Annotated in this window: 12 protein-coding genes and 2 pseudogenes; 5 read left to right on the forward strand and 9 right to left on the reverse strand. The window is 71.8% G+C overall.

Annotated elements, in window-relative coordinates; translation table 11 throughout:
* The first annotated feature begins 750 nt into the window (after nucleotides 1-750).
* Together ACQ95T_RS06465 and ACQ95T_RS06470 are read left to right on the forward strand one after the other, a co-directional pair.
* Nucleotides 751-1,386, forward strand: coding sequence for a hypothetical protein (locus ACQ95T_RS06465; protein ID WP_431473664.1), 636 nt, complete (start codon nucleotides 751-753; stop codon nucleotides 1,384-1,386).
* A complete protein-coding gene (locus ACQ95T_RS06470) occupies nucleotides 1,340-2,296 on the forward strand; it encodes a PxKF domain-containing protein (protein ID WP_431473665.1) in 957 nt (318 codons plus the stop codon). The genes ACQ95T_RS06465 and ACQ95T_RS06470 overlap by 47 nt, the downstream gene beginning before the upstream one ends.
* A 94-nt stretch (nucleotides 2,297-2,390) precedes the next feature.
* Here the strand turns inward: ACQ95T_RS06470 and ACQ95T_RS06475 are convergent, their stop codons facing one another.
* Nucleotides 2,391-2,597, reverse strand: coding sequence for a hypothetical protein (locus ACQ95T_RS06475; protein WP_425940371.1), 207 nt, complete (start codon nucleotides 2,595-2,597; stop codon nucleotides 2,391-2,393).
* 349 nt (nucleotides 2,598-2,946) lie between these two features.
* Here ACQ95T_RS06475 and ACQ95T_RS06480 point away from each other — a divergent pair, with 349 nt between their 5' ends.
* On the forward strand, nucleotides 2,947-3,216 hold the full coding sequence (locus tag ACQ95T_RS06480; protein ID WP_425940373.1) for a DUF6907 domain-containing protein: 270 nt from the start codon (nucleotides 2,947-2,949) through the stop codon (nucleotides 3,214-3,216).
* Here the strand turns inward: ACQ95T_RS06480 and ACQ95T_RS06485 are convergent.
* From ACQ95T_RS06485 to ACQ95T_RS06520, 8 genes and pseudogenes are all read right to left on the reverse strand, one after another.
* A complete protein-coding gene (locus tag ACQ95T_RS06485; RefSeq protein WP_425940375.1) occupies nucleotides 3,179-3,832 on the reverse strand; it encodes a response regulator in 654 nt (217 codons plus the stop codon). The genes ACQ95T_RS06480 and ACQ95T_RS06485 overlap by 38 nt on opposite strands.
* A gap of 92 nt (nucleotides 3,833-3,924) precedes the next feature.
* Nucleotides 3,925-4,236 carry a sensor histidine kinase gene (locus tag ACQ95T_RS06490; RefSeq protein WP_431473666.1) on the reverse strand — a complete coding sequence of 104 codons (312 nt, stop codon included), beginning with the start codon at nucleotides 4,234-4,236 and terminating at the stop codon, nucleotides 3,925-3,927.
* Entirely contained in the window at nucleotides 4,161-5,381 is a 1,221-nt protein-coding gene (locus ACQ95T_RS06495) for a histidine kinase (protein ID WP_431473667.1), read from the reverse strand. The genes ACQ95T_RS06490 and ACQ95T_RS06495 overlap by 76 nt, the downstream gene beginning before the upstream one ends.
* A complete protein-coding gene (locus ACQ95T_RS06500) occupies nucleotides 5,378-5,692 on the reverse strand; it encodes a hypothetical protein (protein ID WP_431473937.1) in 315 nt (104 codons plus the stop codon). Before ACQ95T_RS06500 ends, ACQ95T_RS06495 begins: the two co-directional genes overlap by 4 nt.
* A gap of 405 nt (nucleotides 5,693-6,097) precedes the next feature.
* Nucleotides 6,098-6,160: pseudogene (locus ACQ95T_RS06505) on the reverse strand (hypothetical protein); the annotation flags it as partial.
* 83 nt (nucleotides 6,161-6,243) lie between these two features.
* Nucleotides 6,244-7,713: pseudogene (locus ACQ95T_RS06510) on the reverse strand (DUF3488 domain-containing protein); the annotation flags it as partial.
* Nucleotides 7,710-9,074 (reverse strand): DUF58 domain-containing protein, encoded by a 1,365-nt coding sequence (locus ACQ95T_RS06515; RefSeq protein ID WP_425940381.1) that lies wholly within the window; start codon nucleotides 9,072-9,074, stop codon nucleotides 7,710-7,712. The pseudogene ACQ95T_RS06510 and the gene ACQ95T_RS06515, both read right to left, overlap by 4 nt.
* An 8-nt stretch (nucleotides 9,075-9,082) precedes the next feature.
* The gene (locus ACQ95T_RS06520) at nucleotides 9,083-10,111 is read right to left on the reverse strand and encodes an AAA family ATPase (protein WP_425940383.1); all 1,029 of its coding nucleotides are present in this window, start codon (nucleotides 10,109-10,111) and stop codon (nucleotides 9,083-9,085) included.
* Nucleotides 10,112-10,317: 206 nt separating this feature from the next.
* Here ACQ95T_RS06520 and ACQ95T_RS06525 point away from each other — a divergent pair, with 206 nt between their 5' ends.
* Together ACQ95T_RS06525 and lepB are read left to right on the forward strand one after the other, a co-directional pair.
* Nucleotides 10,318-11,895 carry a multicopper oxidase family protein gene (locus ACQ95T_RS06525; protein ID WP_431473668.1) on the forward strand — a complete coding sequence of 526 codons (1,578 nt, stop codon included), beginning with the start codon at nucleotides 10,318-10,320 and terminating at the stop codon, nucleotides 11,893-11,895.
* Between the two features lie 5 nt (nucleotides 11,896-11,900).
* On the forward strand, nucleotides 11,901-12,368 hold the full coding sequence (gene lepB / locus ACQ95T_RS06530; protein WP_425940386.1) for a signal peptidase I: 468 nt from the start codon (nucleotides 11,901-11,903) through the stop codon (nucleotides 12,366-12,368).
* The last annotated feature ends 56 nt before the right edge of the window (nucleotides 12,369-12,424 follow it).

Consider the following 12,424-nt stretch of genomic DNA (forward strand, 5'->3'; position numbering starts at 1 on the left):
ACGTTTTCGTGAAGCGCCGCAGGTTTGATGCCGCCCCCTGTACGGGTCCCGGAGAATGAGCACGTGTCGAAAAAGATCGATCCTGAGCTGCGAGCCTGGGAAGTCAGGTTGGGGTTGGAGCACCGGCAGGACTACCCCTCAGTGACGGAGCGATGACTGCGGTCGCCAAGGAGCTGGGAGTCTCCCGGGAGTCGGTGCGACCGGGCCATGGCCGGCCGGATCTGTCCGGGTGTGGCGGGACAAGGGCGTGCGAACCACTGGGTTCGTCTACGTCGCCTTCATCGTGGAAACCAACGGGTCGTCGCAACGGGACGCAGACCGGGCGGTCCGGCCCAGGTTGCGCTCCCCGGTGCGTCCAGCACCCGCCCGTGCGGTGGAAGGTGCGTTCTGGTTATAGGTCGCCAGCGGCATGACCAACGAGGACGCGGCGGTGATGTTGGCGTGTCAGCACCGGTGGGGGCCTGGTCGTTTCGTCACGGTGGCGGCATGCCGCCTCTGAGTCCGTCCGGAGCCCCGTGAGCAGCCGCGGCCAGATGGCCGGCATGCGGTTTCGCGGAACCAGGTCGAACAGGATCCCGCCGTTCTTCGACATGACGCTTTGCCCGTTTCGTGGGCGGAGCGCTTAAGGGTTTGAACGCGCGTTTACCCCCTTGAACGCTCACGTGTCTATCGTCCGCAGTCCCGCGCACCTACGCTCCTCGTGAGGGCAAGCTCATTCGGGGTACGCCAGGTGGCCAGGAAGGCTCAAACATGACCAGAACAAAGAAGTGGGCAGGGCGGGCATCAACTCTGACGGCCATGACGGCGGCTGGAGCACTTGCCTTTACCGGTCTCGCGTTCGCCGACGATGTCGACATGGGCAACAACTCGATGACTGTTCCCGAGGGCGGCAGCGACACGTTCACGGTGCAGCTGCTCGCGAGCTCCGGCGGCAGTGACGTTGCGGGTTGCAACGCGACGTCCGACCACCCCGTGACCATCACCTTCACCGCTGACGACGCGTGGGCAACGGTCGACAAGACCAGCGTTCAGGTCACCGACTGCACCACGACGCACCAAGTCACCGTGTCGGTGGCCGGAAGCGGCGTCACCGCGACCGCGGGGGCGAAGACGACGCTCACAGGAACCGCAACCGGGGGCCGGAGCGAAACGGTCACTGAGGTCGTGAAGGTGAAGGGCCAGGACACGTTCGTCGACAGAACCGTGTTGCCCGCCTACAAGACCGACTTCATCAACGTCCAGGTGCCGCTGCTGGCCACAGGCCCAGTCGTCACCCCGCCGCCGGCACCGGATGCCGACGGTGACGGGGGTGTCGGACTCCTCCGACAACTGTGTGAACGTGGCCAACCCCGAACAGGCCGACGCCGACAACGACGGTCTGGGTGACGCGTGCGACCTCAACTCTCATGCTCCGGTGGCCAGCAGTGTGGCCGCAACTGGCGCCTCTGGTACGGAGGGTGACACCCTCGTGGCCAGTGGCGTGTTCACCGACGCCGACGGCAACGACAGCCTCACTCTCACGGCCGACAACAGCGCCGGCACTTTCACCGACAACGGGGACGGCAGATGGAACTGGAGCTTGGTCACCAATGACGACGTTGCTCCCGGCACCATCACGGTGACAGCGTCCGACGGTGAGCACGTCAACGCCACCCAGCAGTTCACCTACAACGCTCTTAACGCGAACCCTGTGATCACCGGAGTCACCCAGACCCGGCAGGGCGCGTGCGCGGTCACATTGGACCCGACCTTCACCGACGCGGGCAGCGCCGACACGCACACGGAGTCGGTGCTCTGGGACAACGGCAGCACGGACATGTCGCGGACCTTCACCGCTGCGGGCACCTACTCCGCCACGGTCACGGTGACCGATGACGACCTCGGTTCTGACAGTGAGAGCGTCCCCGGGGTCCGGGCCTACAACACCCCGAGCGTCATCCAGGCACCGATCAACACCACCGGCACCCGCAGCACCTTCAAGATCGGCAGCACCGTCCCGGTCAAGATCACGGTGACCGGCTGCGACGGCCTCCCCGTGAGCAACCTCACCCCGGCGGTCAACCTCGTGCAGGGTGACACCATCGTTGACGGCGCGGTCAACGAGCCGGTCATCACCGAGGTCGCGACCAACGGCAAGCTGATGCGCTGGGCCGACACCCAGTACGTCTACAACCTGTCCACCAAGAACAGCCAGCTCAACGGCGGCCTCGCACTGGGCAACGGCACCTACACCGTGACGGTCATGGACCCGAGCTTTGCAGTCCCGGTGAAGGCAGTGTTCGACCTCCGCAAGTAGCACACGGCACGACCAGCAAGCAACGACGGGCAGCCCCGCGCACCAACACCAGGTGCGCGGGGCTCCCTGTCCCTCTCGCCTTCCATGGCCGAGCTCAGAGAAGGGCAACAGCGGTGCTCCGACCAATCACCTTCCCCACATGCGGGACGCTATTCAGGCCGGACGTCGTCGTTACCACCCGGTCGTCCTCGAGACCGGACAATCCATTTCTGTAAAGGACCTTCTGCTCCGCATAACCAACAGGGCGGTGGCCGCCCTGTCCGCCGTCCTGCTCGTAGGTGTTGGGGGTGCTGTCGCCCACGCCGACAACGCTGTCGGTGTCCCAGGGGATGAGGTGGTGATCCTCGACAATGTCCCGGAGCTGCGCTGCACGGACGTTGCCCGCGACGAGGAGGGGACCAAGACCGCGTCCGCGACGGTGGAGCGGCTAGGCGGCGCCACAAGTACGCAAGTTCGCACCTGACGGGCCTGACGAACGAGCAGGGCCATCTGGTCGTGAAGCTCGAGGACGGCACCACCAGGAGCATCCCTTTCGAGTTGAAGAGGTGAGGCCTGATGTGCTCTAAGCCCGCAGCGGATGTCGGGACCTTGACACATGCCGGGGTCCCCACGTCCGTCTCGAAACCGACCGACGGACCGTAGGGAGAAGTGTGGGCACCGATACCGTCGAACACTGCCCCCCGTGGTGCGTCACCGCCCACGACCCTGCCCGCGGCGAGGACGACTGGCTGCACCAGGGTGAGCCGGTCGCCCTGGCGGACGGGGTGAGCGCCGTGCTGTGCATGTCCGTCGACCCGACGACGGGGGAGCGGGACGGTCCCTACGTGCTGATCGGCGACACGCAGCACACGCCGCAGGAGGCCGAGCGGCTGGGCATGGTGCTCAGCGCTCTGGCGCAGGCTCTTCCGGATCCTGCCTGAGCAGCTTGAAGGCGCTCTCGCGGTCCTTCACGCGCAGCTTGCGCAGCACCGAGGACACATGCACCCGCACGGTGGTGGGCGCGAGGAACAGCCGCTTGGACACGTCCTCGGTGGTCAGTCCCTGGGCGAGCAGCTCCATGACCTCCCACTCGCGGGAGCTGAGCCGCCCCGCTGCGACCGACTTGCGCACGAACGGCCGGCGTCGCGGCGCGCGGAACTCCTGCATGATCCGCGTGACCAGGCGCCGCGACATCGCCGCCTCCCCGTCGAGCACGCCCCTCAGCGCGTCGGGCAGCGTGGCGGGGTCGTCCCCCTTGAGCAGGTAGCCCGACGCTCCGGCCCGCAGCGAGTCGAAGAGGTCCTCGTCGTCACCGGAGCGGGTCAGCATGACCACGGCCGTCTGCGGCAGTCGGCGGGTGATCTCGGCGGCGGCGGAGATGCCGCTGCCGGGCATGTGGATGTCCAGCAGCACCACGTCGGGAGCGTGTTGCACCGCCAGGTCGACAGCCTCCTGAGCCGTCGCACCCTCACCGCACACCTCGCACCCGCCGTCCTCCAGCGCCCGGCGCACCTGGTCGCGCACCCGTGCATGGTCGTCGGCCAGGACGACGCGCATCGGTCCCTCCTCCCCGGGCCTGTTCCTCGCCCCCGGCTCGGGGGCATCCGCAGACCCGTCCGCCGAGGCATGCGCCCGCCCGCCGTCCGCCGTCACCACCGCACACTCACCTCACTCCCGACACCGACCTCGCTGGCGATGTCCAGTGTGCCCGGCAACGCCCTCGCCCGCTCGCCGATGCTGACCAGCCCGTACCCGGTCCGCTGCTGCACCGCTCCGTCCACGTCGAACCCGACGCCGTCGTCGCACACCCGCAGGAGCCGTGCACCCCCGTCACCGCGGAGCTCGACCCTGACGACCTCCGCCCGTCCGTGGCGAGCGGCGTTGGTCACCGCCTCGCGCACGATCCGCAGCAAGGTGTGCACCTGGTCGGCCTCCACCGCCAGCAAGGGGTCGGCGTCCACGACCACGTCCATCCGGTGCCGTCGTCCCAGCTCGTGGGCGGCGCGGTGCAGCAGCTCGGCGAACGGCTCGCCCTCCACTGGCCCAGGGCGTGGATCGCGGCCCGTGCCTCGTCCAGGCCACGGTCGGTCGCCCCCAGGATGCGCTCCCGCAGGCCGGGGTCGTCCTGGATCGCGTGGCTCTCGCCCCGGATGTAGCTCAGCTCCTGCACCACGCCGTCGTGCAGCTCACGGGCCAGCCTGCGCCGGTCGGCCAGCACGGCGTCCTCGGTGCGGGCGGTCCAGTACCGCGAGAGCTCACGGGCGGCCCCGACCAGCAGCAGCAGGTAGAACCCGGTCCGCAGCAGGTCACCGGTGTAGAGCCAGTCGGTGTACAGCGACGGCGCCAGCGCGTAGTTCACCCGGGCGAACCCGCCCAGGGCGCTCGCGGGCCCCAACCACCGCAGCAGCGTGTCGCCCGTCCGGATCCCCTGACGGGTGAACGCCACCGAGGCGACCAGGAACGCCACGGCCGAGAGCAGCTGGGCACCGACGAGCACGGGGTGCGCCGTCAGCAGCGCGGGGCGCAGGTCCGCCTCGAGGTATGCCGTGTCCACGGCCACCGGAAGACCCGCGCCGACGAGGGAGGCCAGGACGAAGGCGGCCACGCCGACGAGCGTGGGTCCCCCCACGGTCGGGACCCACGCCGGCGCGCCGGCCCGGGAAGGGCGGCCCCCCGGGGCGACACGTCCTCCGGCGACGCCGGCCCGCCGGAGCCGGACACCCACCACCCGCACCGGTCCGACGAGCGACGCCGCGAGGAGCAACAGCGCGCCCACGGTCCGGAGGCCGAGCAGCATCCAGACGTCGGTGGCGCCGGGGGAGCCGGGGAGCACGCCGGCGAGCATCCCGGAGACGGCTCCGGAGACCGCGAGCACGAGCAGGCTCTGGGCGAGGAGGAGGTCCTGCCACCGCCCGGCGCGCACGAACCGGCCGTGGGCCAGGAAGGCTCCCAGCAGGGCGACGCAGGCGTCCGCCGTGTCGAGGACGAGATGGGCCTCCCGGCCGGGATAGGCGAAGAACAGGAAGGGGCCCCACAGGATCCAGGCCGTGATGCCACCACCGACGAACCAGCCGAGGGCGGTGGCCCACCATGCGCGACCCCTCACCCCCGCCGTCCCGGCCGTCCTCGCCGTCCCAGCATCGACCTGATCCCGTCCATCCCGCTGCGCGGCAGCAGGGCCGCGTTGGCCCGCACGTTCCAGGGCGTGCCCTCGCGCACCTGCTCCACGATCCGGCGCACGTCGTCGCCGAGCGGTTCCACCTGCCCGGCCTGCACGGTCCCGGGCCGGCCGTAGCGGGCCCGCTCGAGCACCGCGCTGAGCCGGTCCAGGGACGCCTCGCCGGACCGGTTCAGCGTGGTGACGCTGCGGTAGTGCCGACCCATCGCGCGGGGGCTGCGCTCCGGGGGGTCGGGCACGGACAGGTCCCGCAGGCTGCGCGTCAGCCAGGTCCAGTGCGCCTCGACCTGCTCCGCGGGCGTGCTCGCCTCGGCGAGCGCCCCCTCCCGGTGACGCCGGCCGGCCAGCGGCACGAGCGCGAGCAGCAGGGCGAGCAGCAGCAGCCCCAGCAGGACCCTCCCGATGAGGGGGAGCAGGTCGGCCAGCCGGTCCTGCCAGGTCTCGTCGGGCTGGGGCGCCGGCGCGGGCGCCTGCTCCTCGGTCGGTGTCGGCGTCTGGGTGACCGTCGTCGTGGTCGGCGCGGTGTCGCCGCCCTCCTGGGCCCGGGCGTAGGCCGGCGGGGCCTCGCTGCGCACGCCGGGGGTGGGCTCGAACCGGGTCCACCCCATCCCCTCGATCCACAGCTCGGGCCAGGTGTGCGCGTCCGAGGCCACGACCGCGCGCGTGCCGTCGGGCTGCGGGTCTCCGGGCAGGAAGCCCACGGCCATCCGTGAGGGGATCCCCTCGCTGCGGGCATCATCATCACCATCGCCGTGGCGAACTGCACGCAGTACCCCTGCCGCGTCGCCAGGAACCCGCCGATCGGGTCGCTCGCGTCGTCCTGGGCCTCCGGAGCCAGGGTCAGGGAGTAGGTGTAGGCGCTGGAGCGCAGGTGGTCCTGGATGAGGACGGCCGTCTCCAGCGTGTTGGTCTCCCCGCCCACGACCTCGGCCGTGAGCTGCTCGACCGCCGGCAGGGACACCGGGTCCAGCTCGAGCACCTCCGGGTCGAACTGCGCCGGGTCGGCCGGGGCCGCGCCCACGCCGTCGGGCAGCGAGCCTGTGCCCCCGCCCACCGCGAGGTAGGTGGTCTCGTAGGACTCGACCGGCGTCTGCAGGACGACCGTGCGGTCCTCGGGGTCGAAGCGGTATGCCGCACCCTCGGGCAGGTCGAGCGTCACCAGGGGGGTGGAGGTCGCCAGGTGGGGCGGCTCCAGGGAGTTGCCGGTCACGCTGAGCTGCTGGGGCTGGACCGGGACGTCCTCACCCAGACCCGGCGGCGGCGGGACCGGTTCGCCCACCTGGGTCAGTCCGCCCTGGGTGCGCTGCGGGGCGACCCACCGGCCGTCCTCCCACCGCTCGGTCGCGGTGACGCGCAGCGGCTCCAGCCGGGTGGCCGAGGTGCGGTAGGTCAGCACCGGCGTGCGCGACTGGTTGCGCAGGTCCTGCGCGGGGTCCATCGTCTCGGTGAACGTCACGTCGCCCCCGCCCCCCGCGGTGCGTGCGTCGGGGTTGCGGGCCAGGCCGTCGCCGAAGAAGGTGGGCGGCAGGTGCGGCAGCGCGGCGGCGCCGAGCACCGCGGCGACCAGCGCCAGCGCCCCGAGCGCCTGCCCCAGGCCGCGGTAGGTGGGCACCTTGACGCCGATGTCGTCCCCGCGCGCCTCCCGCCGGTCGGCCGAGGACCATCCGGCCAGCACCCGGTGCCCCTGCTGGGCCAGCATGACCAGCCACAGGACGGCGACCGCGGCGAAGTACCACGGCTCCATCGCCTGGCCGGTGTTGGACACCGACACCAGGAAGCCGGCCGCCAGCGGGATCCCGGCGCTGGCCGGAGCCCGCCCGGTGACACCCATCGAGTCGACGGAGACCGCCGTGAGGGTGAGCACGGCGACGAGGAGGAAGGAGACCCCGTCGGTGACGGGGGCGGGCGCGGCGTACGTCTGCAGGACCGTGCCGGCCTCGCGCAGGAGCACGCCCATCTGGTCCAGGGTCTCCCCGGTCGGCAGCAGGCCGCGCCACAGCGTCTCGCGCAGGTAGGTCAGCATCAGCCCGGCCAGCCCGAGGAGCAGCTGCAGCAGCGCGACGACGCTGGGCGGCACGTCCAGGGTGCGCAGGACCGCCCCGGAGAGGGCCACCACCCCCACCATGAGCACGGCCGGCCACAACCAGCTGTTGTCGCGCAGCAGCTCGGTCAGCGGCCAGGCCACCGCCAGCGTGGCGAGCGCGGCGACGAGGCCCTCGGGCCACATCCCCCGCGCGAACGCCTCCTCGTCCAGCCTCATCGGCGAGCCCCCACGAGCCCGCCCGCCGCGGTGAGGGAGGCCCAGGCCTGCGGGATCTCGGTATGCGGTCCCACCACCACGCTCTGCCACCCCGCGTCGGCGAGCACGGCGGTGGGGGCGAGCTCGCGGTGCTGGGCGGTCTCGGCGCCGACCGCCCCGGCCCCGCCGATCCCGTCGTCGCCGGCGGTCCGCCCCCGCCGTCGGCGGTCGACCTCGCGGGTCGCCTCCCGGTCGGCCCGCCGGGTGCGCTCGCCGCCGCCGAAGCGGGTGGGGTCCAGGACGAAGGCCATCGCGCGCGAGCCCGGCTGGCGGATGGCGGCCAGGGTGCGCAGCGACTCCTCGTCGTCGCCGACGACGGCGGCGATGACGAGGACGCCACCGGTGGTGAAGGGGGCGGCGGCCGCCGCCAGCCGGTCCAGCCGGCCCTCGGGGTCCGGCTGCACCCGCGCCAGGGCGGTCAGCGCGACGTCGAGGTCGACCGGGTGGTCGGTGGTCCCCTCCCGCAGGGTGGTGTCGGTGAGCAGGTGGACGACGAACCCGTCGGCCACCAGGTGTCGGGCGACCGAGGCCAGCGCGGAGACGGCCCACTCGTAGGAGGTGCGCACCCCCGAGCCGGGGTGGGCGCCGTCGCGGGAGTCCAGCAGCAGCAGGGCCCGCCGGCGGGCCGGCCGGTCCTCCTGCCGGACCATGAGCTCGCCGCGGTGTGCGGTCGCGGGCCAGTGCACCCGGCGCAGCTCGTCGCCCTGGCGCCAGTTGCGGATGGAGACGTCGTCCTCGCCGTGCAGGGCGACCATCTGGGGCATCTCGCCCTCGCTGCCGCGGGAGGTGCCACGCACCCGCCCGTCGCCGAGGGGGTGGACGCGGGGCAGCACGAGCACCTCGGCGGTGGAGGACAGCTGCAGCGTGAGGAAGGTCAGGCCGAAGGGGTCCCGCTGGCGCAGCAGGACCGGCCCGAGGTGGTAGGCGCCGCGGTGGCGGCTGCGCACGGCATACCGCAGGCGCTTCTCCTCGCCGGGGACCAGGCGCGGGAGCACGAACCGGGGCCGCTCGCCGAGCTGGGGGTCAAGGCGCTCCTCGGCCAGGTAGACCGGGGTGCGGCGGCGGCCGACGTTGGTGAACCGTGCGGTGACCGTGCCGCGCTCCTCGGGGCTGAGGCGGACCGGCTCGACCTCGCGCAGGACCCTGATACGGGGCGTGCGGCGGGGTACGAGCAGCAGGGCCAGCAGGGGCAGGGCCAGGAGCACCAGACCGATGCGGGTGACGTCCTCGTAACCGAGGAGCACGCCCGCGACCACGACCACCACCCCCAGGACGGTGAACGCCCTGCCCCGGGCGGTGAGCACCTTCCAGGGGGACCTCATCGCTCCCCTCAGCGCCCCGCGGGGACGGCGGTGCGCTCGACGACGTCCCGGACGATGTCGGAGGTGCTGTGCCGCGTCAGCGAGGCCTCGCCGGTGGCCAGCACGCGGTGGGACAGCACCGGGACCGCGATCGCCTGCACGTCCTCGGGCACGACGTGGTCGCGGCCGGCGAGCGCGGCGTGCGCCCGGGCGGCCCGGAGCAGCTGCAGGCCGGCGCGCGGCGAGGCGCCCAGGCGCAGCATCCGGTGGTGGCGGGAGGCGGCCATCAGCTCCACGACGTAGCGGCGCAGCGCGTCGGAGACGTGCAGCTCGCGGATCGCCTCGATCTGGGCCTGCACCTCCTCCGAGGTCGTCACGGGGGTCAGCGCCTCCAGCGGGGAGACGCCGCCGTGGGAGGCGAGCATGGCCATCTCGGAGAGAGCCGAGGGGTAGCCCATCGACAGGCGCGCCATGAAGCGGTCCCGCTGGGCCTCCGGGAGCGGGTAGGTGCCCTCCATCTCGATCGGGTTCTGCGTGGCCATGACAAGGAAGGGCCGGGGGAGGGGGTAGGTGTGCCCGTCGACGGTGACCTGGCGCTCCTCCATCGACTCCAGCAGCGCGGACTGCGTCTTGGGCGAGGCCCGGTTGATCTCGTCGCCGACGACGACGTTGGCGAAGATCGCCCCGCGCCGGAACTCGAACTGGCGGCTGTCCTGGTTGAACACGCTCACGCCGGTGATGTCGCTGGGCAGCAGGTCGGGGGTGAACTGCACGCGGGAGACCTGGCAGTCGATGGCCCGGGCCAGCGACTTGGCCAGCATCGTCTTGCCGACCCCGGGCACGTCCTCCACGAGCAGGTGGCCCTCGGCGAGCAGGACGGTCACGGCGGTGGTGACGACCTCGTCCTTGCCCTCGATCACCGTGGTGATCGCCCGGTGGATCCCCCCGGCGACCCGGCGCACCGTGTCGAGGTCCACGGCACCGGGGTCGGCCGGACCGGGACCGGGACCGGGATCGGCAGAGGCGGGCTCGGTCGGGGGCGATGTCGGAGTGGACATGGGTCGATCTTGCCACCAAGTGGGACGCAAGGTTCGCGCAAGGCGGGAGGCGGACCGTGGTGATCACCGACCGGGAGAGCTTCCCGCCGACATCCGTGACACACCCCCGGCCGGACCTGACGGGAAGCGTGCAGCAGAAGGGGACACTTCGGTGGACATCACACGACGGAACCTGCTGGCGGCCTCGGGCCTGGGCGCGCTGGGGGATGATGGGGTACGCAGGCCTGACCCAGCCTCTGGGCAACACCGTGCTGACGAAGTCGGCGAGCGGGCTGGCGGACCGGGACATGCCCCGGCCCTACCGGGCGGCCTTCCGCCCCCTGCCCCGGCTGGCGCCCTACCAGGTGCTGACCGACGCCGACGGTGTGCGCGTGGAGCGCTACAGCGTCACGGCCCGGGCGGGCACGGCCTCGATCCTGCCGAAGTACACCACCCCGGTCATCGGCTACAACGGGATGGTCCCGGGGCCGACGATCTCGGTCGAGCGGGGCACCCAGGTGCGCCTGCGGGTGCGCAACGGCCTGACCGGCGTGCGGCACGCGAGCCACGCCGACCACGAGTCCATCTCACTGTCGACCCACCTGCACGGGCACGCCTCCGCCCCGGAGTTCGACGGCTACGCCGGCGACCTCACCGGGCCGGGCTACTACAAGGAGTACGTGTACGAGAACGACCAGGCGGCCCGGTCGATCTGGTACCACGACCACGCCTCGCACCAGACCACGATGAACGTCTACTCGGGCCTGGCCGCCCAGTACCTCATCCACGACGAGGTCGAGCGGGCGTTGCTGCCCCAGGGCGACTTCGACGTCCCGCTCACCCTGTGCGACATGATGTTCGAGGCCGACGGGAGGGTACGTTTCGACGACGACGAGCACTCCGGCGTCTGGGGTGACGTCGTCCTCGTCAACGGACAGCCGTGGCCGGTCATGCAGGTCCAGCGGCGGGTCTACCGCTTCCGCCTCCTCAACGCCTCCATGTCACGGTCCTACCGGCCCTACCTGAGCACCGGGGAGCCCGTGCACATGGTCGCCACCGACGGTGGCCTGATGCCGGTGAGCCGGCCGGTGACGCGCTGGCGGCACTCCCCGGCCGAGCGCTACGAGTTCCTCGTCGACTTCAGCCGCTACGCCCCCGGGACCACGGTCCGGCTGCGCAACGCCTCCAACCCCAAGAACGTCGACTTCGACCACACGGACGAGATCATGGCGTTCACGGTGACCGACGCCCCGGTGGACACCAGCGACCCGACCTGGAGGGCCATCCCCCAGACGCTGGCCTCCAGCGAGGTTATGAGCCTGGACCCGGCCACGAGCCGTCGCCGGCGTCGCCTGCACCTCAAGCGCAACGACCAGACCAACATCTGGAACATCAACGAGGAGACGTGGAGCGACGTCGTCGCCAGCGGCTACACCCGGGTGCTGGCGAACCCGGGCCTCGGCGACGTCGAGACGTGGGACCTGGAGACGAGCTCGGGCGGGTGGTTCCACCCGCTGCACGTGCACCTGGTCGACTTCAAGATCCTCAGCCGCAACGGGCGGCCGCCGTTCGACTACGAGCGCGGTCCCAAGGACGTGGCCTACGTCGGTCCGGACGAGCTGGTGCGGGTGCTCATGCGCTTCGACCGCCGAGGCAAGTACATGGTCCACTGCCACAACCTGCCCCACGAGGACCACGACATGATGCACCAGTTCGCCGTGGGCCTGACCCCGGGGCAGCCGGACGCGCACGACCCGATCACCACGGCGCCCGCGCTGCTCGACACCTTCCCGCCGGACGCGTGATCGCCGTGGCGACCACCACGACCCTCGGCGCCGCCGCCGCGCTCACCCTGCTGGGCGTGGCGGTGGCCCGAGCCTTCGTCCTCACCCCCTTCGAGGTGGCCTCCGACTCGATGGCTCCCACCCTGGAGCCGGGGTCGACGATCCTCGTCGACCGCCTCTCCCTGCACTGGGACGACGTGGACCACCAGGACCTCGTCCTCTTCGACGGCGCCGACGGTGCCGTCGTCAAGCGGGTCGTCGGTCTGCCGGGGGAGCGCATCGAGATCCTCGACGCCGTGCTGCACGTCGACGGCCAACCGGTCGAGGAGCCCTACGTCGACGACGTCACCCTCGACGGCGTGTTCTTCGGGCCCGTCCAGGTGCCCGACGACCACGTCTTCGTCCTGGGCGACAACCGCTTCGACTCCATCGACTCCCGTCGGCTGGGTCCGGTGCCCCTCGACGCCATCACCGGCCGGGTGATCCATCCGTGAACCGCCCGGGCCCGCGCCCTTCCCGCACCCGCCCCCGCCCCATACCTGTCTCCACC

The organism is Ornithinimicrobium carbonis (assembly GCF_050703245.1).
Classification (GTDB): domain Bacteria; phylum Actinomycetota; class Actinomycetes; order Actinomycetales; family Dermatophilaceae; genus Ornithinicoccus.